This window comes from Alcanivorax sp. (genome assembly GCF_040119285.1).
Lineage (GTDB): Bacteria > Pseudomonadota > Gammaproteobacteria > Pseudomonadales > Alcanivoracaceae > Alcanivorax.
The window spans coordinates 78,650-102,368 of record NZ_JBEDTY010000003.1 but is presented as its reverse complement, the minus strand read 5'-3'; the positions used below and the strand labels follow the sequence as shown (position 1 = coordinate 102,368).

The window sequence follows — 23,719 nt, the reverse complement described above, 5'->3', positions numbered from 1 at the left end:
GCACAGCCGCGATCGAGAACCGGAGCGCGCCTAGTAGAACTGAGAGCGGGGCTGGGAAATTTATTTCTGGAAGAGCGCCCAAGGCCGTCGAGGCCGAGGACGGTCAAGATCAATAAAACCCGCTATCAGGTAAACCGTAATGCTGCTCCTCTAAGTGAACAGCATTACGGCAATGCCGGGGCTTTTTTGTCAGCTGCGCAAGGGAAAGTTACTCTCCGTTGGCGGCCTTTTCGAAGGCGGACAGCAGGGCGCCCAATGATTGCTCCCCGCGAGCGCCCACTTCATCGATATACACCTGGCGCACCGGCTTGGCTTTCTCGCGGAAAGCGTCGCGTTGGGCTTCGGTGAGTTCGATGATATTGATGTCGCTCTTGCTTTTAATGGTTTCCAGGCGCTCTTCATTGTACTGGCTCTGGATATCATGACCTTCGCGCACCAGGGTCTTGGTGATACCGTGGATCATTTCCTGCTGGTCTGCAGACAAATCATCGTACCAGTCGGCGTTCCCGATCAGAGTGGCCACGAACTGGGACTGCTGCGCGAAGATCATGTAGTCCTGCACTTCGTAGAAGGCCATTTCCTCGTGGGCAAACACTGGTTGAATGTTGCCTTCCGCCTGCCCTTGTTGCAGAGCGCTATACAGCTCGCCGTAAGCAATGGATGTGGGCGACGCGCCATAGGCTTTATAGGTGGCGCGCAGTAGGCTGTTGTCCATCACGCGGATGCGGAGGTTCTCGATGTCATCCGGCGTTTTCACCGCTTTGTTACTGGTCCATACCTGATAGCCTTCTGGCAGTTCGGCCAGTGGCACCAAACTGCGCTTGCGGAAAGATTCTTGCCACGCCTTGCTCTTCAGAAAGGTATCGCTGTTCAGGCCTTGAGCGGTTACCCATTGATCGCTGGGCATAATATAGTTCAGGTTGAGCAGTTGGCTTTCCGGTACCGTTCCACCCAAGGCGCCGGAGCCGAAGCCGAGTTGAATGGCGCCACCCTGGACCGCGTCGTACAGAGCGGAATAGCTGGAGCCCCATTTGCCGTAGGGGAGCAGTTGAACGTCGACCTCCCCTTTACTTTTTTCTTCCACCAGTGCCTTGAAGCGTTCGGCATAGCTGTGCTGAACACTGCCTGCAATTTCCTCCAGCCCGAAACGCCAGGTGTCGGCGTTGGCGGTGGTGGTCGTGGCGGCAAGAAAGCCAAAAGTAGCGGCGCAAATAAATCGATTAAGTCGCATGCCTTTACCTTGATAGTGTTTGTGGGTGCCAATCACTACATTGCATTGGGGCTGAGCTGTCAAGGGAGTCGCCGGCAATGCTGGCACCCCGGCAGGCATGATGCGACCATAGGCAATGTTCTACGGCGTGTTCAGCCTGAGCGGGTTTGCGGGGGCGGAAAAGCACAGGCAAAAGGTGATGGAGAGGGCAAGGCATTGATCAGACAAATTCTGCGTACCGGTGTATTGAGCATGCTGTTGGTGCTGGCCGCCAGTGTATGGGCGGAGCAAGATGCCAACGTGGCCGTACAACAACCGAGACCGGAGGCTCAGAGCGAGATTGAGAAGGGGCCCGTGATTTCTCAGTTTCGGGAGAACTGGATTCTCAGTGAATTACGCATCTTGCGCCAGGACATGATGGAATATCGCAACCAGATGAATCTGCTGGTGACTGATCGTGAGCTGGGAGTGGCGGATAAGGCCATGGGCTATGCCACCAATACGGTTACTTATTTCTTCTACCTCATTGCCGGCGCCGCCTCGATCCTTGCCTTGGTGGGTTGGTCTACTATCCGTGACCTGAAAGATAATGTGCGAGTGTACGCGGAAAAGGAAATGGCTCGGCTAACCAGTGAATATGAATCACGGCTGGCAGATCTGGAACGTGAACTGCGTAGAAAGTCTCTCTCTATTGCCGAGAACCAGGAAGAAATCGAGCGCACCAACGACATCCACAGCCTGTGGCTAAAGGCTACCAAGGAGCCCAGTGCCCAGGCCAAAATCGAACTCTATGACCGAATCTTGGAGTTGCGCCCGGATGATCCGGAAGCATTGGCCTGGAAAGCGGATGCGGCCCTGGAGTTGGGTGAGCAGCGCTGGGCGTTGAGCCTGTGTGATAGGGTGTTGGAAGTGGATGAAGAGAATCCCCACGCTCTCTACCAACGGGCCTGTGCCTGGTCCGGGCTGGGGGAAATAGAAAATGCCTTGACCGACTTGGCTGCAGCCATTCAGACCGCGGAAACCCTGCGTCGCCATGCCCGTAGCGAAGAAATGTTCGAGCCCCTACGCGAGTTGCCCCGCTTCAAAGAACTGGTCGGCAGCGACGAAGATGCGGGCTTTTCCACCTGATAGTCCCTTTCTGTCGCTCTTATAGCAAAACCTGCGTCCGTAAATGGTCAATTTGCGAGTCAGTTTCTGCTAGACTTGCCCCCCTTGTATGAGCGGGCGATGACGAGCGGATTACCGTTTCGTTCACTTGGGCAGCCTTATTCTGGCTGTTTTCAGTGCCCCAATGGAGAATCCCATGACTCGTGACAACGGTGCCGGTAGCACCAAACAGATGCCGGATGTGGCCTCTAACTCCATGGTGGATCATATTCACACCACCTTGGATTGGGTGGGTATGAGTGAGATCCACTTGCCTGCTCGCGTCAGCGATACCTTGGCTGGCGAACGTCCGGTGAGCACTTCCATTCAGGCCTATGTGAACTTGGCCAATGCGGATGCCAAAGGCATTCACATGTCGCGTCTGTTCTTGATGTTGGAAGAGACCTTTGGTGACCACTCGGTCAGTGCGGGCTCCATTGAGCAACTGTTGCGTAACTTCCTGCAGACCCATGAGGGCCTCAGCACACGCGGTTTTGTACAGCTCGACTTTGAATATTCCATGCGCCGCGCAGCCTTGAAGAGCAGCTACTCTGGCTGGAAAAGTTATCCGGTCAGTATCAAAGGCACCCTGTGTGAAGACGGCATGCGCATTGAGTTGTCAGTGGAAGTGCCGTACTCCTCTACCTGTCCTTGCTCAGCCGCCTTGTCTCGCCAGCTGATTCAAGAGCAATTCCGCAAGGATTTTGAAGCAGGTACGGTAGATACGGCCGCCGTGTTCGATTGGCTGGGCACCGAAGAGGGCGTTCTGGCCACCCCCCACAGCCAGCGCTCTATTGCCCAGGTTCGTGTCCTGCTGGACCACGGTGAGGGTGATGCTTTTCCGATCACCGCGTTGATCGATTCCATTGAGGGTGCGCTGAAGACCCCGGTTCAGACTGCGGTGAAACGGGTGGACGAACAGGAATTCGCGCTGTTGAACGGCCAGAATCTGATGTTCTGTGAAGATGCGGCCCGTCGCTTGAAGACTGCGCTGAACCCACAGTCTTGCTACAAGGACTTCTGGTTGCGTGTGAATCACCTGGAAAGCCTGCACGCCCATAATGCGGTCGCCATCGTGACCAAGGAAGTGGACGGCGGTTACCTGCCGATTCCTTGATTGAGCGAGGCGTCATGCAACACGCGGTGCATCATGCCGCAGGGAAAAGAAAAAAACTGCGTAGCGACAGCCTCTAACGCGGTTAATATTAAAAAGCCCCCCTTCCCCTGTCGGAAGGGGGGCTTTTTTGTGTTTGCCTGATCTATTCCCCGCCCGAGCTCAACAGACGAGACGGCTCTGTTTGTAGGGTAAGGCTTATAGAAAAAACTCTAACCCCGTGGTAAATGAAAAGTTTTGCCGAAGCGACAGGCCGTGTTTGGGTAGTGGGGCACAATACAGCGATTTTTAACGGGCCTTTTAAGGCGTGTATATATTCATGCGTGTCCTGGATTTGCTCGGGCCGATTTCGGTGAGCGACTATCGGATATAGCCTCCCGTTGCAGACTGTTGTCCGCGTGATGTCTTTACGGCCCGCATAGGCCCGTTGTTAAGATGCGCTTTTTGTGATGATTCCTGATTGCTTATAAATTGATATGGGGCAGCTTTTACAGTGCACGGCAGGGTGTATGCTGGATCGTAAATTCAACTGAGTTCGGTTTAGCGTATGGGTGTCACCGCGATCAGCTTTCTGTGCGTGCTGGCGTTATTTCTGATTATCGGCATTTCCTCGATCCGGAAAAAACATGAGGACGTTAACGATTATCTGACAGCGGGGTATAACACCCCGGCGTGGATCATCGGGCTGTCTTCCGTGGCCACCAATAACTCCGGGTACATGTTTATCGGCCTGGTTGGCTATACCTGGGTAGCCGGTGTGTCGGCCTTCTGGGTGGCGCTAGGCTGGTTAGTGGGGGACTGGTTTGTTTGGCGAGGGTTCCATCGTCGCCTGCGAGAGTATTCGGAAACCCATCCGGTCAATACCATCCCTGCTCTCACCTCCCAGAACCCTGCGTTGGCTTCCAGCCCCCTGCGTATTTTGTCTGCGCTGCTGACCCTAATATTCCTGTCGGTTTATGCGGCTGCGCAGCTCAAGGCGGGAAGCAAGGCGTTGCATGTTATGTTTGACTGGCCAATTTGGCTGGGTGCGGTATTGGGTGCGGTGGTGGTGGTGCTGTATTCCTTTGCCGGTGGTTTACGGGCGTCTATTTGGACTGATGTAGCCCAGTCGTTTGTGATGTTGTTTGGCATGGTACTGTTGTGCATTGTTGCCATGATCAACGTGGGTTTTCCGTGGAGGCTGGTCGATGAGCTGCGCAACATTAACCCGGCCCTGCTTGATTGGACCCCGGATAACTTGGCCTTTGGCACCGGTGCTTTTGTACTGGGCTGGGTGGCGGCGGGCATTGGCGCTATTGGTCAGCCGCATATTTTAGTGCGTACCATTGCATTACGCAGCCCAGAGGACGTCCCGGCAGCCCGCAAGGTGTACTTTGCCTGGTACCTGCCCTTTGCGCTGCTGACCGTAACCATCAGTCTCTACGCCCGCGTACTACTCGCAGGAGAGCTGTCTGATCCGGAACTGACACTGCCCACCATGGCCCAGGCTTATCTGCCTGATGTGCTGGCCGGCATGGTGCTGGCGGCCATCTTTGCCGCCACCTTGTCCACGGCGGATTCCATGTTGCTGTCCTGCTCAGCGGCGATCAGCCAGGATTTGATTCCCCGGTTCGGGCAATCCTATGTACGAACCAAAATAGCGACCTTGGGCATTACCTTAGTGGTGCTGGTGGTGGCGCTGGCCGCGCCGGCTAATGTGTTTACGCTGGTAGTGTTCGCTTGGTCGTCGCTGGGGGGCACCTTGGGGCCGGTGATTGTGCTGCGGGTAATGCATGCCCGCCTGACTCGGACCACGGCGTTGGTGATGATGCTTGCGGGTTTCACTACACTGATTACCTGGCAGGCGCTTGGTTATTCTGAATCCCTGTATGAATTGTTGCCGGCTCTGGTGGTGTCTTTTGGGGTTTATGCCGTGATGCGGCCTTTCTACCGGAAGGAGGCGTGAATGCCACAGTCCAATCCCGAGCAAGATAAGCGCAAAGCGCTGTATGCGGTAGACCCCTTGGTGCCGCTTGATCAGCTGGATCCCGCCACCGACCTGATCGACCCTGACACCTTGTCCCTGTTGGTGCTGATGGTGTGTGAGGTCCCAGAGGAAAGTCTCGCCCTGTTTCGAAAACGCCTGGTCCCTCCGAGCCAGTTACGCCAGCAGGTGGCTGCGCGGGAAGTGGAATTGCAGCGGCACATGCTGGATATCACACGAAAGCTGGAATCCATGGGCTATGAAGTGGACTCGCGGGTGGCGCGGGGTAGTAAGACCGGTCAGGTGATTACCGAGGTGGCCGATCGCGAGGCGGTGAATCTGGTCATTCTTCAGCGACGACGACAAAAAAACTGGCAGCGGCTATTGGTTGGTAGTGTGGCAGATTACGTTGCCCGACACATTCGGCAGCCTCTGCTGATCATGCCTTATGCATAATCGGGTAATGATTGTGAGGATGAGCAGATGAGCGAATGGGGCTAAGACTCCTCTCTCCTAGCGTGTAGTGTGTGGGAAACGTGACGTTTGCTCTTCGCTTTCAGCACGGGACCACACAGGAGGTCGGCAAACTGTTTTTTTCCACTCTCCCGAAAAAAACGCCCACTAAATGGTGGGCGTTTTTCGTTCAGCGTGTTGCTTGAAGCGTGCGTAGCCTAATCAGAACCGGCCATTCAGGCCAAGCCCAAGATGCGTGATTTCGTCACCGCTGCGATCCACTAGCCGCATGTACTCCAAGTTGAGGAACAGATTTTTGGAAATGGAGAAATCTACCCCTAGGCCAAGAGACAAGTCTTTGTAGTTTTCACCGTCGGAACCGCCGGAGTTATCGTTTTCGGTGGTTTCCATGTAGGTGGCACCGACCAGGCCGTAGGGGCGTACCGGCATGGTGTTGGGGAACTGGCCACGAAAATAAGCACCGTAGTAGCGGTCGATCTCCACGTCCACGTTGTTGCTTAGTTCATCTTCATCAATGCCCAAGCCCAGACGCACTTCGCCACCGAGGGTTTCGTCGCGGTTGATCCAGCTGCCGAATTTGAATTGCAGCGCTTCGGGTTTGGCGCTAGCAGTGGTGTTGTCAGGTTCAATATCGCTGCTAATGATATCAATACCAGCAAAACCGCCGGCGTTGGCGACAAGGGGCATTGCCAAAGCTGCGGCAAACAGTACTTTTTTCATGGGTTCTCCCACAGGGTATTAAGTCTCGACGCAATAATAGACTGATTGTAGTGAAAAGTGAGGCCGACGGCGACCAGTGCCGTCTTGGGAGGAAACAGAAGGCTGCTTGAAAAAGGTGAAGAGAACCCCCTGCAAGCAGCCTGGTGTTAGCAGTTCCGATGCTTAATGGTCATGGCCATCGTGATCGTCTTCGTCTTCGTCCTCATGGTCTTCTTCGTCATGGTCGGTATCAAGGCCAGCCCAGGCAAGAGCCGCAGGCGGGAAGGTCAAGGGTAGTGATTCTTCAACGTTGCCTTCTTCCAGGTGCACCACGACGATAGATTGATTGTCGCTATCGGAAAGATAAATATGTGCGGGCTCACCGGCCACAACCATATGAGTATTGCCCGGCGCGATGGCCTCTTCTACGTGCGCATGTTCACTCCAATCGGTTGTATCAAAGATGCGCAGGTCACCGGCATCATCCAGCAGCACTAGGTGCTCGGCGTGGGGGTCAAGGCTATGGCTTTCTAGCGATACAATGGCGCCTTCGGTCCAATCCAGCTCTTCAGCGTCGCCGTCTTCCGGATGTATGACGAGGACTCGATCACCGGCATAGCCTATAAACTGGCTCAGTTCGTGATGGCTGTCGAAGCTGCCAATTCGCTCTCCAGCCGCAAGGCCCAGGGTAGCGTTATCCACATGCTCAGCGGTGAATTCCTCACCGTTCTGGTGGACGATCAGGATACCGTCGTCACAGCCAAACACGGAATAATCTTCGTTTGAGCCTGCACCATGCAGGTCTGGGCAGGTCGGTGAGATGGTGTCTTCCTTGTGATAGTGATCGTTGTGCTGATGGTAGACGTCCACGGTTTCCGGGAGGCCGATGTCGGCGGTGCGGAAGGTGGTGAGCAACACATCGCCACGGGGTTCTGCAACGCCATGGTGAGCACTGGTTAGCGTTTGGCTGGCTTCGCTGGAGGCCGTTTCCAAAGATTCATCGGTGAGGAGCTCCACCTGGGCCATGACAGCGTTGTCTGCATCGCCATCATAGAACAGGGCGGCCTGTTCACCATGAACCCGAAAGTGGGTTGGTGCCGGGCCAGTCAGCGTTCCTGCGAAGGAGGGAATCACTTCATCCACGTGGTCGTCATGCAAGTAGAGGCCGCCATCAATGACCTGTAGCTGGTCGTTATCACGCTGTATTGCCAGAACAAAACGCTTGCCCGGGCTGGTGTAGAGTGCGCTGGCATCATAATCCAGGCTCAAGGTGCCGGGCAGCAAGGCATTGGCCTCAAGGTCATACATGTAGAGCTGGGTGCCGTCATCACCAGCGGCAATCACCAGGCGGCCGGGGTGATCACTCTCTGCATGCTCGTGTTCATCTTCACTGCTACCCAATGAACTGGAGCCCGTTTCGTTACAGCCGACCATGGAAAGAGCGGCAAGCAGGGACAGCGGCAGTGCAGCGTTCTGTTTCAGGTTTTTCATCATGCGTGGCATGGGGTTCTCCATATTCATATTGTTGTGCCCGGCGGAGTAAAGGCGCCGGTGCGGATGCCGTTTAACGTTGCGGCTCAAAATTCAATGCGGGTGCCTACGGTGATATTGCGGCCCGGCTCCGGCACGGTGCTGGCCAGGAAAGACGAGTGGTTGAACACTTCTTCACCCAGCAGGTTGTTACCGCGCACAAAGAAGGTATAGCGTTGGTCGCCTCGTAGTCGGTAGCTGAGGGTGGCGTTGACCATGTCGTAGGCGGCGGTGCGCTCCTCGAACCCTGAAATTTGGTCCTGAACGAAGCTGCGATACACTTCCAGTTCACCGTCGAAGTTGCCCACGTAGCTATTGAGGCGAGCGCCCAGTCGCTTGGCCGGAATGCGGGGCAGGTAGCCACCGTCATCGAAGGTAGCGCGGACCATATCACCAAAAACGGTGATGCCAACCGGATCGATACCGTAGTAACTTAGAGACGCTTCGGCACCCGTGAAGGTGGCGTCACGCTGGCTGTACTTGATCAGCCGGAAGTCTTCCTGTTGATCCAGAGTGCGGGCATAGATGTAGTTGTTGATACGGTTTTCGAACACGCCCAGATCAAACAACCAATCACCACGGGTTTTACGCAGGTTCAGGTTGGCGTTGAGGCTGACTTCATCGTCCAGGTCACGTTGCCCTCCACCGCAATCACTGAGCAGGCCGCATTCGTAGGTGTTGGTGGCCAGATGAACCCCCTCTGCATACAACTCTTGGGCACTGGGTGCTCGGCCAGAGTGGCCTACGGACAGTACTAGCTCGTAACCGGGAACAAAGGCCCAGTTGGCTGCGCCGGAGAAAGACGCATTGTCCGCTGTGACTTTGGCAAGAGCCTGGCCGTTGCGTTGGTCCGGTGTTTGCGTCAGGTGCTCCTGGCGCGCTCCCAATTCGAAGGACCATTGTTCATTGAGGACATATTCCTCTACCGCGAATATGGCGATGGATTCAGTTTCGGTTTTCGGCACGAAGGCTTCATGCCCCAGGGAGCTGAAATCGAAGTTGGTGTACTGAAGCCCCACCACGCCGCGCCAGTTACCGAACGGTTTATGCTCCACTTCCAGCCGCGCGTCTTCACCCTTGTTGGTGAAAGTACTGCCGATGGCCCCTTCTTCGATTTCGTGGTGGCGGTAATCGGTGTGGTTACCTCGAAAGCGAATGGCAGCAATGCCCGAGAAGGGGTCGCGGTATTCACCTCGGACATCCACTCGACGGCTGGCCAGGTCCACGTAGGGGACAATTTCGCCCTCATGGTCGTGATCATGGCCGCCAGAAGGACAGCTCAAGCTGGTGCCGTTGGCCTCGCACTCTTCAAATTCGTGGCTATGACCGGGCAGCCCGTAGTTATCGCGGCGATAGCTGTAAGCCATGCCGAAGAAACCTTGATCGCCAATCCAGGAGGCTCCAATGCTGGTATTGTCGCTTTCCGCATAGGTGCCTGGGACGGTGAGCTCTTCGAAGCCGTTTACTTCGTAATCCTCCGCATCGCGACGGCTACCTTCCACCCGAAATACCAAATGGTCGGTAGCGGAAACGGTGATGCCTGCAGCGGTGGCGTTCTCATCGGCCACGCTGTTGGCTCGGATTGCCACGAAACCTTCCACCTCTTCTAGAGGCCGTTGGGTGGGGATGCGGTTGTCTAGCACGTTTACAATGCCACCGCTGGCGCCGCTGCCATAGAGGAGGGTAGACGGGCCGCGTAGAACCTCGATCTGGCGAGCCAGCATGGGTTCTACAGTGATGGCATGGTCTGGTGAAATGCTGGAAGCATCCAGCACCTGGGAGCCGTCACTGAGAATACCTACGCGTGGTCCGCCCTGGCCACGGATCACCGGTCGGCTGGCGCCACCACCGAAGGTGTCGCTGTGGACTCCGGGCTGGTTTTTCAGGGTTTCACCGAGAGTGTCCTTGTTCTTCTGAATGAGAGTTTGTTGATCCATCACTGAATAGGGTGTGCTGGAGCTGCTGCTTCCTAGCGGCAGGGCGGACACGTCCACTTGTTTTAGCTCGTGAGCTTTCTCTAGGCCTGCACTGTTGTTTTCAGCTTCAGCCAATACTGCCGTGGGTGCCAATAGGGCCACGGCGACGCACCCGGAGAGGGTCTGGCGTCGAAAAGTCATAACTACCTCTGTCTCTAACATTCATGCAAGGCATGAGTAAAAGGGCGCAGCCGGGTTGAAGGGGCTGGCCGGACTCATGCCGGAAACACGTTCTTTCCTGAAGGCAGCCAAACACAGCAAATGCCTCTCGAGTAGAAAAGCAAAGTGGTGTGCCATCGTGATCAGGGGGCAATAGCGGAAATCAGGTAGAGGCAGGGGGGGCCGCGGGGCGGGTAGGGATTGCGCTCGTAACGGTTTGCCACGGTGGTGGCGGGGGCAAGCGGAACGGGCTCGGTGCGTGTGGTATCCGGCACGTTGTAGGCGCTGGGCAGAGCCAGCATGCCGTGGCCGTGGGTACAGACCTGGCAATCGGCAGAGGCTAACAGGTCCTTGGTAGGGCTATGTTGTCCGACGTCAATGTGGGTGGGGGCGTGCCATGCCAGTATTAATTGGACAAGAAACAGCCCGACAACCAGCGGTAAAACCAGCGGCAAAGAGTGCCCGCGACGGTATGAGCTCAGCGTGGCCGGGATCATTGTGAGGAATCCCCGCTGTGGTTGTTGCATAGCGGTGTGCACTGTTGCGGTTGCTGTTCAGGCTCAGTGCCGGGCACATAATCAAAACCGCCCGGGTGCCATGGGTGGCACTTGCACAGCCGTTTCGCTGCCAGTGCGCTGCCGCGCAGACTGCCATGGGTCACTACCGCCTGCCGGGCGTATTCCGAGCAGGTGGGGTAGAAGCGGCATTGGTTGCCTATCCAGGGGCTCAGCACCTTCTGGTATAGCCAGATGGCGCCAAGCAGAAGCGATTTCACGAGCGAAATTCTGCCTGTCGTTAAAGGTTGTGGGTTGTAAAAGATTCATGATAAAGGCATCGGGTACGGAGATACCAGTGTTGATCTATTGTCTTACTCGCGGCGTGATAAGAAAGTGCTGCGATTTCATGGCGATGGAATTCTAATGCAGCCTTGCGGTTACAAGGAGGGATCATGAACAAAGCAACAGGATGGACTCGCCCGGTACGGCTATCGGCTTTGGCTGTCACCTTGATGTTAACTGCCGGCGCTATGGCAGCGGATTGGCAGACGGTGAACAAAGGTGAGGCGCGCACCGATATCAGTACCTACGAAAAAGCCATGGCAGACAGCCCAGTGAAAGCGTTCCGTGGTGTTACTGAAGTGCAGGCCTCAGTGCTGAGTGTGTTGGCGGTGATGGCCGACACCAACGCCTGCTCGGAATGGTTGTACCAGTGCCAGTCTTTGGAACTGCGGGATAATGATCAAGCGTATCTTCGGCTCAAGGGTATCTGGCCGGCCAAAGATCGTGATGCTCTGATCAAGACCCACGCTACGCAGAACAAAGAAACGGGTGCTATTACCCTGGCTTCTCAAGCGGTGGATGGCGAACCGGAGCATGCGGGGTATGTACGCGTTGCTGCGCTGGAAGATCAGTTCGTACTGACGCCGCTGGACAATGGCTGGACTCGCATTGAGTTTGAAACCTTTATTGACCCCGGCGGCAATGTCTCTTCGGTGGCTAACGTCATTTCCCACAAAGCGCCCCAAGAAACCCTGCAGGAGCTGCGTGAGATGGCCAGAAGTGAAACCTACCAAAAGGCGGGGCTAGACCAGGCGGTGAAGCGTTACTCTAAATTGAAAGGGATAGATTTGCCGCAGAGCCATCAACCTGAATGAGGAAGTTCGGCAGTCGGAGTAACGAGTCACAATCTGAATGGAAAGCATGCGCGCCGGTAATTGAGGACAATTCACCGGCTGCTGCTTGTATACTTATCCGCTGGTCGCATACTGCGGGCAGCGTACTTTTTGTTGTGTCCTGTTGAAGAGAAAAGTAATGAGAAAAATATTGCGAGCGATATGTGTGGCGTTGTTGGCCCCCTTAGTGCTGCTGAATCCAGCTTGGGCAGCAAACTGGAAAACTAACCAGCAGGGCGAGGCTCGAGGTGATGTCACGACCTATGTACGGGACGTTTCCAACAGCCCCGTTAACGCCTTCAAGGGTATTGTCGAGGTAAAGGCATCCGTCACCTCGGTGCTGGCTGTGATTACCGCCGAGGATACGTTCCATGAGTGGATTTTCCAGGTCAAAGGCGCCGAGCGGCTTTCGGAGAAAGAGCGCGTAGAAATTCACATGCGTTTTAATGGTATCTGGCCGGTTTCAGACCGTGACGTAGTGCTGGCCAACTCGCTTAGCCAGAATAATGAAAGCGGTTCGATTACCCTGCACAGTGTTAATGCCGAAGGCGTGCTGGAAAAACAGGAAGGTTATGTACGTATCCCTGCACTGGATAACCAGTTTGTTATTACGGACATCGGTGATGGTTGGGTACGGGTCCAGTTCGAAACCTTCATAGACCTGGGCGGTAGCGTGCCCGTTTGGTTGACTAATATGGTGTCCACCAAGGCACCATTAGTAACCTTGCAAAGCCTGAAGGTCCAGCTGGAAAAACCGCGCTTCGCCAATGCCACCCGAAAAGATTTGCCGCCACTGCCGGGTATGGACACACTGTCATTGGAGGACTAATTTCCGGCGTCTAGGCCGGTAGAATCACTTGTGAGTGGCGCCCCGGGTAATACGCCCGGGTCGAAACGTGAGGGCGAGCTATGGTGCTGGCGCGGTTTCAGCAGTGGTATACCCAGTTACGCTCCAGCATGTGGTTGTTGCCGGCCTGTTTCCTGGTCGGCGCGTCGATGCTGGCGTTTGCCCTGACGGCCATCCCCGGTGAGTTGCCCAAGGCCGATCAACATTGGTGGGCTTCTCTGCTGGCAGTAAGCCCGAAAGGCGCCAGCGCTGTGTTAACGACCATCGCTGGTTCAATGATTACCGTGGCCGGGGTGACCTTCTCCATAACCATGCTGGTGTTGGCTCAGGCGGCTAGCCAGTATTCCCCCCGAGTGTTGCGCGACTACATGGCCAATCGTATTAACCAGCTGACGCTGGCGGTGATCGTCGGCGTGTTTGCCTATTGTCTGTTGGTATTGCGAGCGTTGCCAGAGGAGCCTCTGCTGCTGGGGCACGGCATCGCCGTGATGGTAGCGTTGTTTGGTGCGTTTGTCGGGTTGGCGCTACTGATCTATTTCATTCATCACATCGCCAGCTCAATTCAGGTTTCTCAAGTAGTAGCGACCATTACCGAAGATACCTTGAGAGCAATAGCCCGGCGTTACGATCAGGCGTTTGGGCGTGTTGCGGAAAACTCGGCTGCTCTACGCGCCCAGAGGGTAAGGTCGCAAACGACGGGGGGGCAGACATTATCGGCCCCCCTTACTGGGTTTGTGCAGCAGGTTTACTTGAACGGGTTGGTGAAGGAGGCCGAGGAACAAGGGCAGATCATCACCATGTGTGTGTCGGTGGGTGAGTTTGTGGTCAAGGGGCAACCGTTGTTGTGTTTGCACGGGCCTGGCTGGGAGCCGGCACGCTGCGCGGCGCTATTACGCTGTTATGTAATCAACCGGCATCGCACCATCGAGCAAGATCCCGCCTTTGGCATTCGGCAGTTGGTGGATATCGCCATCAAGGCTTTGTCTCCGGGGATCAATGATTCCACCACCGCAGAACAATGTGTTCTGTACCTCGGTGCGGTGATTGCAGATCTCTCCGCGCGGCATATGCCGGAACCGTTTCGGCGCGTTAACGGGCAGTTGCGGCTGCAGTGTAAGCAACGGGATTTTGCGGATTATGTAGGCGAGGCATTTACCCAAATTGTCTGTAACGCGAGTGGAAATATGGCGGTGTTGGCCACACTGGGGAGTTCGTTGGCCATGCTGGAGCGGGCCGTGCCGTCGGAGCGGTTAAGGGCGATAGAGCAACAGCGGCGCCACTGGCTAATACAAGTGCGCGGCAGTCTGTCCCGGCAGGACCAGTTGGCATTGCTAGGCTGACGGCAGCACAAGGTGGCGGCGGACTTGGCATCGCGGTGGATCCACCGCTCCTGCAGCCAAGCTAGGGAGGGAGGGGGCCCGGTCTCCGGGCGCGACTTTGACATGGGGGGAAATCGGGCTTCGCACCGCGTTGTTGCGTGAAAGAATGCTGCGTGGAACGTTTCTTGTCATCGGCTCCAGCGGGTGCCTTCGCGGGTGTCTTCCAGTTGAATACCGGCATCGGTGAGTTGTTGGCGGATTTCGTCGGCGCGGGCGAAGTTCTTGTCTTTCTTGGCTTGGGTACGCTCTTCCACCAGGGCGTCGATGGCGTCGTTGCTGAGGCCGTCTTCGCTCGCATTCTTGTTCTGGAACCAGGCGGTGGGCTCCACGGTGAGCAGGCCGAGCAGGTCGGCGGCGGCCAGTAGTTCGGCTTTCAGCTTGGGCTTGTCGTCAAGCTCGGCCTTGTTCAGTTCACCGGCAATAGCGTGCAAGGCGCTGACCGCTTCGGAGGTGTTCAGATCGTCCTTTAGTGCGTCCAGTACCGGATGGTTGTCCGGCAGTTGGTAGCCCGCTTCTGGTGCCACGGTTTCACCGCGACCCAGCAAGGCGTAATAGAGCGTATCCAGGCCTTTTTCTGCATTATCCAGTACATCGGCTGAGAAATTCAGCGGCGAGCGGTAGTGGCTCGATAGCAACGCGAAGCGCAGCGTTTCGCCGTGGTACCGGGTGAGCAGGTCGCGGACCAAACGGAAGTTGCCCAAGGACTTGGACATCTTTTCGCCGTCGATGTTGATGTAGCCGTTGTGCAGCCAGTAACGCACGTAGTCGGTTCCGTGGGCGCAGCAGCCTTGGGCAATTTCGTTTTCGTGGTGCGGGAAGATTAGATCCTGGCCACCACCGTGGATATCAATTACATCACCCAGGTGCTTGTGGATCATGGCGGAACACTCGATGTGCCAGCCAGGGCGGCCACGTCCCCAAGGGGAGTCCCAGCCGGGCTGTTCATCGGTGGACGGTTTCCAAAGAATGAAATCGCCGGGGTGGCGTTTGTAGTCCGCCACTTCCACCCGAGCGCCAGCAAGCATGTCTTCCAGTTTGCGACCGGAGAGCTTGCCGTAGTCGGGCATGGATTCCACCGCGAACAGCACTTGGCCATCGGCTTTGTAGGCGTGCCCTTTTTCTACCAAGATAGCGATCATCTGGATCATCTCGGGGATGTGATCGGTGGCCTTGGGAATGATGCTTGGGGTTTTGGCATTCAATGATGCCATGTCGTCGGCAAAAGCTTGGGTAAAGCGTTCGGTGAGGGTGCTGATCGCTTCGCCGTTATCCGCTGCCGCCTTGATGATCTTGTCATCAATGTCGGTGATGTTACGGGCGTAGACCACGTTCGGGTAGAGTCGTTGCAGTAACCGGTACAGAACATCAAAGACCACCACCGGGCGAGCGTTGCCAATGTGGACGAAGTTGTAAACCGTGGGGCCGCACACGTAAAGGGTGATGCGGTTAGGGTCCAGCGGAATGAACTCGTCCTTTTTGCCGGTGAGGGTGTTCTGCAATCGTAAGGTCATTTGCCGTACAACTCTTTGGGGTCTTTGATGGGGGCTTTATCGATGGTCACATTGTCGGCGTCGGCTTTCCAATAAAAGCAGTCGCGGCGGCCGGTGTGGCAGGCGGAGCCGGTCTGGTCCACTTTCACCAGCAAGGCGTCACCATCGCAATCAATACGCAGTTCTTTCAGCGTTTGTACCTGCCCGGAGGATTCGCCTTTACGCCATAACTTCCCCCGCGAGCGGGAAAAATAGCAGACGCGTCCCGTGGTCAGGGTTTCTTCAATGGCCTCGCGATTCATCCATGCCATCATCAATACTTCGCCACTGTCGTGCTGCTGGGCAATGGCTGCCACTAGCCCGGCGTCGTTGAACGCCAGGTTGTCGAGGGCTTCTTTGAGGGAAATCTGAAAGCCTTCTGGCTGTTGTTCGTTGTGTTTGAACATGACGTGCCTCTTCGGGAGCAGTGTTTTGTAGGAGCCCCACTTGAGGGGCGAACCACGCTGAGGAGGTGTCCTCGCTGTCGCTCAGTCCTCCCTCCAAGTGGGGCTCCTACAGCGGCTCCGGTCAGATCGGGAGACGGGTCGCTGCGGCCAGGGCCGCCACGGCTTCGTCCAGATCCACGGTTTCGGTGGCTTGGGAGCCCAGGGTACGAATGGCGACCTGGTTGTGTTGCGCTTCCTGTTCACCGATTACCCAGATACGCGGGGTTTTGGCGCGGGAGTGCTCGCGGACCTTGAAGCCGATCTTCTCGTTACGAATATCCAGCTCTGCCGGTACCCCGGCGGCAACCAATTTCTGCTGCACGGTGGTGGCATACTCGTCGGCGGAGTTGGTAATGGTGCAAACCGCCACCGGTCGCGGCGCCAGCCACAGAGGCAGGTGACCGGCAGTGGATTCGATCAGGATGCCAAGGAAGCGTTCCAAGGAACCCAGCACAGCACGGTGCAACATGACCGGACGCTGGCGGGAGCCGTCCTCGGCCACGTATTCGGCATCCAGGCGATCGGGCAGCACGAAGTCGACCTGCAGGGTGCCGCATTGCCAGTCACGGCCAATGGCATCGCGCAACACGAATTCCAGTTTCGGGCCATAGAAGGCGCCTTCACCCGGGTTCAGTTCGCATTCCAGGCCCAGAGATTCCACTGCAGAGCGCAGTGCGCCTTCGGCTTTGTCCCAGGTTTCATCGGAGCCGGCGCGGTTATCCGGACGGTCGGAGAATTTGATACGGAACGAGTCGAATCCAAAATCTGCGTAGACTTCGCGCAGCATCTTGATGAAACCGGCGGTTTCTTCGTTAACCTGCTCTTCGGTACAGAAGATGTGAGCATCGTCCTGGCTGAACGAGCGGGCTCGCATCAGGCCATGTAGGGCGCCGTGGGCTTCGTTACGGAACAGGGTGGTGAACTCTCCCAAGCGAATGGGCAAGTCTCGGTAGCTGGTGATCCCCTGTTTGAAGATCTGTACGTGGCCGGGGCAGTTCATCGGCTTGACGGCCATTTCTTTGTGGTCGTGGGTGCAGACGGTGAACATGTCTTCGCCGTACTTGTCCCAGTGGCCGGATTGTTCCCAGAGAATACGGTCCATCATTTGCGGAGTGGAGACTTCTTCATAGCCGCCTTTTTCCATCTTGCCGCGGATGTAGTTTTCCAGGTTTTGGCGCATGCGCCAGCCTTTTGGGTGCCAGAACATGCTGCCCACCGCTTCCTGCTGGATATGGAACAGCCCCATTTCCTTGGCCAGTTTGCGGTGATCGCGCTTTTCCGCTTCTTCAAGCTGCTTGAGATAGGCGTTCAACTCTTTCTTGTCGCGCCAGGCGGTGCCGTAGATGCGCTGCAGTTGCGCCTTGTCCGCATCGCCACGCCAGTAGGCGCCAGCCACCTTAGTCAGTTTGAAGCCATCGCCCAGCTTGCTGGTGCTGGGCAGGTGCGGGCCACGGCACAGGTCGATGAACTCGCCCTGACGATAGAGGCTGACTTCCTGATCAGCGGGCAGGTCGCGAATAATTTCGGCCTTGAATTCTTCGCCTTTTTCCAGGAAAAAAGCGACAGCCTCATCGCGATCCCAGACTTCACGTTTTATTTCCTCATTGCGGCGCACAATTTCCAGCATGCGCTTTTCAATGGTTTTCAGATCATCAGGCGTGAACGGAGTGTCCCGATGGAAGTCATAATAGAAGCCGTTGGCAATGGTTGGGCCAATAGTCACCTGGGTGTCTGGGAACAGCTCCTGCACGGCTTGGGCCATAACATGGGCGGCATCGTGGCGAATCAGCTCTAGGGCTTCGTCGGTCTCCCGGGTGATAATTTCCACCGTGGCGCCGTCGTCGATGGGCAGATAGACGTCGATCAGGTTGCCGTTGGCTTTGGCGGCCAAGGCTTGCTTGGCGAGTTTTTTACTGATGCGACCGGCAATTTCCAAGGCGGAGACCGGCTGCTCAAACTCCATATTTGCCCCATCGGGCAGTTGATAGCTCACACTCATGAGTGACAAGGGATCCAGGTGGTTGGCTCAGAACCGAAAGATGGTAGGCAATCAGGCCCTCCGCATCAAGGTGCGGCGACTATTAACAAGGCCCGATTCAGCAAGCGCTATTGCGATTGACGGGATTTAAATGGCCTGTCGCATAGAGTTTTGCCTGTTTACCGGCGCCCGCCTATGCTTGGCGGTAGGGAGTAGGGATAGATAACAGAAGAGAGTCCAAGGATGAACCCGATGGAGCTGGATAGCCCATGACCACCCCCTCACAAACGCAACAAATGGCCGATAACGCGCAGTTGCCGAGGTTGTTGCGAGTGGCGCAGCAGCTGAGCGAACAAAAGGATGTGCCGCGGTTGTTGAGCGCCTTGCTCAAGGAAGTGCTTTACCTGTGCGATGCGGATACGGGCTGGGTATGGCTCTATACCGATAGTCGGCCACAGGCCGGCTTGAATTGTCTGTGCCGAGATTCCACCGGTGAAAGCGATGAAATAAAAGAGGTACCTCACTGGTTTCGCCCATTGGGCAATGACGCGGATGGCGGTGGAGGTATTGTAGAGCAGTGTTTTACCGCCGGCGAGCCGCTCACCGTCGCGTTGACGCAAACTCGCCTCGGCGAGGTTGATCAGAGGTTGCTTGCCGAACTGGCCCCGGAGGCCAAAGGGCTCCAGCTCTGGCCATTGCATAACCATGAAGGGCTGGTTACCGGTGTGCTGCAATTGGCTTATGGCAAGCCCGTGCCACGGAATCTGCAGCGTCTGGGCGGAAATGGTCATCTGATGTTTCAGTCGCTGCTGACCTATGGTGGCATTGCCTTGAGCAACCTTAGCCAGGTGCAGGAGCTAAAGGATCTGCTGGACGCCTTTATCAAGGTGCTGGCCCAGGCCATTGATGCGAAAAGCCCCCATACCAGTGCCCATTGCCAACGCGTACCGCTGATTACGGAAATGCTGGCCCAGGCGACCTGTGATGATCAGGCGTCGTTTCCCGAGTTCACACTGGATGAAGATGGCTGGTACGAGCTGCATGTGGCCGCCTGGTTGCACGATTGTGGCAAGTTGGCGACCCCGGATTCGGTGCTCGACAAGTCTACCAAGCTACACACCCTGCATGACCGGATTAATGAAGTGGCCAGCCGTTTTGCGAGCTTGCGCGCGGAGATTCAGTTTCGCTATGAAAAGGCCTGCCTGCTCAATCCAGACGATGAGCCGGCCAGTCGGCAGCGCATGGAAGAGGATATTGACGCCCTGACAGAGGAACTCGCCTTTCTGGAGCGGATTAACCGTGGTGGTGAGGCCATGGCTGCGGTGGATCAGCAGCGGGTAAAAGACATAGCCTCTCGTACCTGGACTGACGCCTGGGGGCAGGAAAAGCCGCTGCTCAGCGGCGATGAGGTGTACAATCTATGTATCCCTCGCGGCACATTGACACCGGAAGAGCGACAGATTATCAACGGCCACATGGATGTGACCTTGGATATGCTGGGCTCACTGCCTTTTCCTCGTAAACTGCAACGGGTGCCGGAATATGCCGGCGGGCACCATGAAAAAATGGATGGTACGGGCTTCCCGCTGGGCCTGACCCGGGATCAGATGTCGATTCCTGCCCGCATTATGGCCATCGCTGACATATTCGAAGCACTGACCGCCAAGGAGCGGCCTTATAAAACGCCGCTCAAACTCAGCGAAGCGCTGGAGATCATGCAGCGCATGCGCAACAACGATCACCTAGACCCGGATCTTTACCAGCTCTTTATCCGCTCACGGGTGTGGCGCCTGTACGGCGAAAAGCATCTGGACCCGGTGCAGTTGGATGTTGAGGATGGCAGCGCGTTTTTGTGACGGGTGTTCTGTAGGATCGTTGCTCTTACATAACAATTACTCAATGAGTCTTTGGGGTTACCTGTGCGTATTCTTTTTTTTGTAGTGCTTTGTTTGTTGTCTTCCTTGGCCATGGCCAGCGACTGGTTGTTGTCGCTGGAAGGGCAGCGTATTCAGGGTTCCTTACTGCGTGGACAGGTGGATAAGGGGGTGACGGTCAAGCTGGGCGATCGGGCAGTGCGCACCACCGATGCGGGTTTTTTCGTTGTTGGTGTCGGCCGTGATGCAGACCTTCAACAGACATTGATGCTGGAAAAAAACGGTGAACGACAACAGGTTCTCGTGACGCTGGATAAGCGTGAATATGCGATTCAGCGTATTGAGGGCGTGCCCAAGCGCACGGTCGAGCCGCCACCGGAGGCGGTGCTAAAACGTATTCGCCTGGAGGTGGCCGAGATAAAAACAGCACGGAATACGAACTCAGCCTTGCTTGCGTTCCTGAGCGATTTTCAATGGCCTCTTACCGGGCGTATCAGTGGAGTGTACGGCAGTCAGCGAGTTTATAACGGCAAGCCTGGCCGGCCGCATTATGGTGTGGATGTGGCTCGGCCCTCGGGCACCGTGGTGGTGGCGCCAGCGGATGCGGTGGTGACATTGGTACAGCAGAATAACTACTACTCTGGCGGCACCCTGATTATGGACCACGGTTACGGGGTGTCGTCCACCATGATTCATCTTAGTGAAGTGTTGGTGAAAAAAGGACAGACGGTGACGCAGGGTGATCCGGTGGCGAAAGTGGGGGCGTCTGGTCGTGCCACCGGGCCACATCTTGATTGGCGCCTGAACTGGTTCGAGGTCAAGCTGGACCCGGTCACTGTTGTGCCGCCAATGAAGTAATAAACCTGTTTTTAGCGCGAAAAGATGGTGATTGTTGTGTTTGCTTTGAGAAAATATAACGGCAATTATATCGCGCTAATGTGCCCTCACGTATCCGACTGTTGCAGATACATCTTGAGCGCTACGGCATTGTTGTGAGCTTCGTCTTTAGCACCATAAACTAGCGTAAGGCCGCTGGTTTTGGCTTTTTTTCGTAATGCCTGCTGTGTTTCTTTCGGCATGTTTTCTCGTAATTCATGGTGATATTTCTGATAAAACGCGGCCCACTTTTTAGGGTCGTGATCGAACCATTTTCGCAAGTCATCAGAAGGGGCTAATTCCTTGTTCCATTCGTCGATTTTTAGGTCCTCTTTACTGACGCCTCGTGGCCATATTCGGTCGATGAGAAGCCGGTAGCCATCACTGGATGTCGGCTTTTCGTAGGCGCGTTTGCAGTGAATGTTGATCTCCTTTGAAGACATGTCTGACCTCCCTGGTCGGATAGCGTTTGTCTTGTGGTTAAAGTAACGGTATCAGGTTTTGTTACGGTGTTGTTTGCTGGCCAGGCATTGCTGCGGGCAAGTACTGGAGCCGTGAGGGTGAACATATTGGGCGAGGATATAGACCGCGCCCCACAAGGATGCGGTAACGACGAGAAGCAGAACAAGGCTGGGTAGCGGACGAATACGTTCGCGTTGTGGTGTTTCTTGCCTGGTCGGTGGTGACATGGAAGACCTCCGGTCAGCGTGAATCCCTGTATAACGTGGCAATGCGAATATGTACCTCGTCGAGCAGTGTATTGATGCGCTGCTGCACACTGGTGATCGCGTTGATCTGCCTGCACGATTGGCCGCAGAACAGTGCCATGTCGTCGAGTTTTCCCTGGGCGCCCGTTAACGGTGAATCGGTGGAGAATAGATAAATCGGTTGCCCGTCCTGTTCGCCGATACAGGTATTCGGGTCGGCTTGATCGTAATCACCCCGAGTGACGGCGTTGCTGAGCACGCGAACCGGCGCGGGTTCATGCCAGTTACGAGAAAAGCGCGTGGTGTAAACGGTATCGTCGGCGAGGGCATCAACCATGCGTTGTTTATGGTGCGAGTGCGCATTGGCCTCATGGGTGGCAAGGAAAGCGCTGCCCAGGCTGACGCCCTGCGCGCCCATGGAGAAAGCCGCCAGCATGGCGTCGCCGCTGGCGATACCGCCGGAGGCCACCACCGGTACGTCGCTATTGGCGACGACCTGTGGGAGTAATGACAAGGTGCCGGTGGTGCCACGAACATGGCCGCCGGCTTCGTACCCTTGCACGATCAAGACATCGGCGCCTGCGGATTGGGCCAAGTCTGCATCGCGCTGGTTGCCCACCTGATAGATCACCTGCTTGCCTTCTTGTTTCAGGTATTGCACCAGGCCGGTATCCACATCCCAGAAGAACACAAACGCGTCTACTTTTAGTGCCAGGCAAGTAGCAATCTGGTCCATCAGCAGACGCCGTTCTGTGGCGGCGGGAATCAGGTTAACCGCAAACGGGCCATCGTTGATGGCACGTAGTGCTTCCACTTCCTGGCGAATGCGTTCCACGGGTTCACGGACCATGCCCAGTACGCCGAAGCCACCCGCCTGGTTTACCGCCGCCGCCAATTGATGGCGAGACACGCCGCCCATGCCTGCCAGCATGATAGGCAGTTCGCAGCCCAGGGTATGCAGCAGAGGGGTACGTAGTGGCTTAGGAAGCATCACCATTGCCAGATCTGATCCACGCTTTCATACAGGTTGACCAAGCCTTGGCGACTGACTGCCTGTACACCGTCGAGCAGGATTTGGCGATCCAGGCCTCGCTCTTCCAGGTCTTCGGTAACCGCGAAAACGGGCACGCCACTGTGCAGTAGGTTACCTATATCTCGCGGTAGGTTGGCGGGTTGGGTTTGTGCCCACCCGGCAATCGTTAAGGCCGGTTGTGTTTGGTGCTGAGTGGCGTAATACACGGCATGACCGCTGAGTAGAACGGTTAAATGACCACCGGCACCGCGCATGGATTGGGTAAGCCAGAGAATGGTGTCGTCCTGCTCTTCGGTGGTGGTACGAAATGCCTGATCAATAACTTGTAGGGCTTTCATGGCTTACCTCGTGCCAATGGTGAGAGTGTTGAAGGCCTTGCTGGCGTAGCGCCATAAATCCGGTGGGCCGCCTCGCCCGCAGCCGTCGATCACGTCGTTAACGCCGCGTTCGTCTACACACAGCCCACAGTTGATCCATTCGAAGGTCAGTCCTTTGCCGGTGGCTTTTTGTTGCAAGGCGGCAACCCAATCTTTACTCAGCGGGTGGGCTTCTTCTTCACGGTTGAGGCCGTGTACGGCGTTGCCATGGGGGGCTTGTTTGGAAAAAGACAGAGCGACAGCACCTTCGTAGGCAAACACGCGAACGTTAGCGTTTTTTTCCAGCGCGGCGTCCAGCAGTCGAAAAAATGTTACCGTGCGTTCACTCTCGAACGGTGGATCCATGAACGCAAAGGTCAGTGTTTTGCTATTACTCATGATGACTCCAATGACTCAATTCCAGATGACTTTTTCGCCGTCGAGCAGGGCGTCGATAACGGTGTCGAGACTGCTGCTGGCAATGTTTTCTTTCAGGTCCTTCTCCAATATTTGCCGTTGTTTCAGAGAAAAATTATCGGCCAACACCGGTACGCCCCATTTCAATAGCTTGTCGAAATGCACACTGCGCGCGCCTTTGTGGGCCGGGGTTACCCCGTTTTGTACCAGTAGCAGGCGCACGTTATGGCCGGCATCGTAGAGTTGGCCGGCAAGGACGAACTGGTGCTCGGTGCGGACCTCGGTGAACGGGTCCTGGCTTTGGATAAACAGGTAATCGGACATGGTCACTCCT

The 23,719-nt window shown here is 56.0% G+C and carries 24 protein-coding genes and 1 pseudogene; 10 read left to right on the top strand and 15 right to left on the bottom strand.

The window, feature by feature from the left end:
• Positions 1–153 (top strand): annotated as a pseudogene (locus tag ABNH10_RS00990) (IS4 family transposase); the annotation flags it as partial.
• Positions 154–208: 55 nt separating this feature from the next.
• On the opposite strand, the gene dctP reads toward ABNH10_RS00990, so the two are convergent.
• Positions 209–1,231: a TRAP transporter substrate-binding protein DctP gene (gene dctP, locus ABNH10_RS00985; protein ID WP_349384347.1), complete on the bottom strand. Its 1,023-nt coding sequence runs from the start codon at positions 1,229–1,231 to the stop codon at positions 209–211.
• A gap of 195 nt (positions 1,232–1,426) precedes the next feature.
• On the opposite strand from dctP, the gene ABNH10_RS00980 reads away from it, so the two are divergent.
• The 4 genes from ABNH10_RS00980 (at position 1,427) to ABNH10_RS00965 (ending at position 5,889) form a co-directional block, all read left to right on the top strand.
• The gene (locus ABNH10_RS00980) at positions 1,427–2,338 is read left to right on the top strand and encodes a tetratricopeptide repeat protein (protein WP_349384345.1); all 912 of its coding nucleotides are present in this window, start codon (positions 1,427–1,429) and stop codon (positions 2,336–2,338) included.
• 175 nt (positions 2,339–2,513) lie between these two features.
• A complete protein-coding gene (folE2, locus tag ABNH10_RS00975; protein WP_349384344.1) occupies positions 2,514–3,473 on the top strand; it encodes a GTP cyclohydrolase FolE2 in 960 nt (319 codons plus the stop codon).
• 544 nt (positions 3,474–4,017) lie between these two features.
• The gene (locus tag ABNH10_RS00970; protein WP_349384343.1) at positions 4,018–5,415 is read left to right on the top strand and encodes a sodium/proline symporter; all 1,398 of its coding nucleotides are present in this window, start codon (positions 4,018–4,020) and stop codon (positions 5,413–5,415) included.
• On the top strand, positions 5,416–5,889 hold the full coding sequence (locus ABNH10_RS00965; protein ID WP_349384342.1) for a universal stress protein: 474 nt from the start codon (positions 5,416–5,418) through the stop codon (positions 5,887–5,889).
• 219 nt (positions 5,890–6,108) lie between these two features.
• Here the strand turns inward: ABNH10_RS00965 and ABNH10_RS00960 are convergent, their stop codons facing one another.
• The 5 genes from ABNH10_RS00960 to yidD form a co-directional block, all read right to left on the bottom strand.
• Positions 6,109–6,627: an outer membrane protein gene (locus ABNH10_RS00960; RefSeq protein WP_349384341.1), complete on the bottom strand. Its 519-nt coding sequence runs from the start codon at positions 6,625–6,627 to the stop codon at positions 6,109–6,111.
• 162 nt (positions 6,628–6,789) lie between these two features.
• Positions 6,790–8,109 carry a hypothetical protein gene (locus ABNH10_RS00955; RefSeq protein WP_349384340.1) on the bottom strand — a complete coding sequence of 440 codons (1,320 nt, stop codon included), beginning with the start codon at positions 8,107–8,109 and terminating at the stop codon, positions 6,790–6,792.
• 74 nt (positions 8,110–8,183) lie between these two features.
• Positions 8,184–10,253: a TonB-dependent receptor domain-containing protein gene (locus tag ABNH10_RS00950; RefSeq protein ID WP_349384339.1), complete on the bottom strand. Its 2,070-nt coding sequence runs from the start codon at positions 10,251–10,253 to the stop codon at positions 8,184–8,186.
• 161 nt (positions 10,254–10,414) lie between these two features.
• Entirely contained in the window at positions 10,415–10,768 is a 354-nt protein-coding gene (locus ABNH10_RS00945; protein WP_349384338.1) for a hypothetical protein, read from the bottom strand.
• On the bottom strand, positions 10,765–11,046 hold the full coding sequence (yidD, locus tag ABNH10_RS00940) for a membrane protein insertion efficiency factor YidD (protein WP_349384337.1): 282 nt from the start codon (positions 11,044–11,046) through the stop codon (positions 10,765–10,767). Before yidD ends, ABNH10_RS00945 begins: the two co-directional genes overlap by 4 nt.
• A 174-nt stretch (positions 11,047–11,220) precedes the next feature.
• Here yidD and ABNH10_RS00935 point away from each other — a divergent pair, with 174 nt between their 5' ends.
• The 3 genes from ABNH10_RS00935 (at position 11,221) to ABNH10_RS00925 (ending at position 14,130) form a co-directional block, all read left to right on the top strand.
• Positions 11,221–11,925, top strand: coding sequence for an START domain-containing protein (locus ABNH10_RS00935; protein WP_349384336.1), 705 nt, complete (start codon positions 11,221–11,223; stop codon positions 11,923–11,925).
• A 157-nt stretch (positions 11,926–12,082) separates the two neighbouring features.
• On the top strand, positions 12,083–12,772 hold the full coding sequence (locus ABNH10_RS00930; RefSeq protein ID WP_349384335.1) for an START domain-containing protein: 690 nt from the start codon (positions 12,083–12,085) through the stop codon (positions 12,770–12,772).
• Between the two features lie 80 nt (positions 12,773–12,852).
• The gene (locus ABNH10_RS00925) at positions 12,853–14,130 is read left to right on the top strand and encodes a DUF2254 domain-containing protein (protein WP_349384334.1); all 1,278 of its coding nucleotides are present in this window, start codon (positions 12,853–12,855) and stop codon (positions 14,128–14,130) included.
• Positions 14,131–14,297: 167 nt separating this feature from the next.
• On the opposite strand, the gene cysS is transcribed toward ABNH10_RS00925, so the two are convergent.
• The 3 genes from cysS to thrS all read right to left on the bottom strand — a co-directional run bounded on the left by cysS (position 14,298) and on the right by thrS (position 18,143).
• The gene (gene cysS / locus ABNH10_RS00920) at positions 14,298–15,680 is read right to left on the bottom strand and encodes a cysteine--tRNA ligase (protein ID WP_349384333.1); all 1,383 of its coding nucleotides are present in this window, start codon (positions 15,678–15,680) and stop codon (positions 14,298–14,300) included.
• Positions 15,677–16,105 (bottom strand): phosphoribosyl-AMP cyclohydrolase, encoded by a 429-nt coding sequence (gene hisI, locus ABNH10_RS00915; RefSeq protein WP_349384332.1) that lies wholly within the window; start codon positions 16,103–16,105, stop codon positions 15,677–15,679. The genes cysS and hisI overlap by 4 nt, the downstream gene beginning before the upstream one ends.
• 121 nt (positions 16,106–16,226) lie before the next feature.
• The gene (thrS, locus tag ABNH10_RS00910) at positions 16,227–18,143 is read right to left on the bottom strand and encodes a threonine--tRNA ligase (protein ID WP_349384331.1); all 1,917 of its coding nucleotides are present in this window, start codon (positions 18,141–18,143) and stop codon (positions 16,227–16,229) included.
• 248 nt (positions 18,144–18,391) lie between these two features.
• Between thrS and ABNH10_RS00905 the strand changes: the two genes are divergently transcribed.
• Together ABNH10_RS00905 and ABNH10_RS00900 are read left to right on the top strand one after the other, a co-directional pair.
• Entirely contained in the window at positions 18,392–19,978 is a 1,587-nt protein-coding gene (locus ABNH10_RS00905; protein ID WP_349384330.1) for an HD domain-containing phosphohydrolase, read from the top strand.
• Positions 19,979–20,041: 63 nt separating this feature from the next.
• Positions 20,042–20,854: a M23 family metallopeptidase gene (locus ABNH10_RS00900; RefSeq protein ID WP_349384329.1), complete on the top strand. Its 813-nt coding sequence runs from the start codon at positions 20,042–20,044 to the stop codon at positions 20,852–20,854.
• A gap of 86 nt (positions 20,855–20,940) precedes the next feature.
• Here ABNH10_RS00900 and ABNH10_RS00895 read toward each other — a convergent pair whose 3' ends face one another.
• From ABNH10_RS00895 to ABNH10_RS00870, 6 genes are read right to left on the bottom strand one after another with little or no spacing between them, the layout of a single operon-like run.
• Entirely contained in the window at positions 20,941–21,315 is a 375-nt protein-coding gene (locus ABNH10_RS00895) for a DUF488 domain-containing protein (RefSeq protein WP_349384328.1), read from the bottom strand.
• Between the two features lie 51 nt (positions 21,316–21,366).
• On the bottom strand, positions 21,367–21,561 hold the full coding sequence (locus ABNH10_RS00890; protein WP_349384327.1) for a hypothetical protein: 195 nt from the start codon (positions 21,559–21,561) through the stop codon (positions 21,367–21,369).
• A gap of 13 nt (positions 21,562–21,574) precedes the next feature.
• Positions 21,575–22,570, bottom strand: coding sequence for an NAD(P)H-dependent flavin oxidoreductase (locus ABNH10_RS00885; RefSeq protein WP_349384326.1), 996 nt, complete (start codon positions 22,568–22,570; stop codon positions 21,575–21,577).
• The gene (locus tag ABNH10_RS00880; protein ID WP_349384325.1) at positions 22,570–22,950 is read right to left on the bottom strand and encodes a hypothetical protein; all 381 of its coding nucleotides are present in this window, start codon (positions 22,948–22,950) and stop codon (positions 22,570–22,572) included. The genes ABNH10_RS00885 and ABNH10_RS00880 overlap by 1 nt, the downstream gene beginning before the upstream one ends.
• A gap of 3 nt (positions 22,951–22,953) precedes the next feature.
• Complete coding sequence (locus tag ABNH10_RS00875; RefSeq protein ID WP_349384324.1) at positions 22,954–23,367, bottom strand: DsrE/DsrF/TusD sulfur relay family protein; 414 nt, start codon at positions 23,365–23,367, stop codon at positions 22,954–22,956.
• 15 nt (positions 23,368–23,382) lie between these two features.
• Positions 23,383–23,709: a DsrE family protein gene (locus ABNH10_RS00870; RefSeq protein WP_349384323.1), complete on the bottom strand. Its 327-nt coding sequence runs from the start codon at positions 23,707–23,709 to the stop codon at positions 23,383–23,385.
• Positions 23,710–23,719 lie beyond the last annotated feature (10 nt).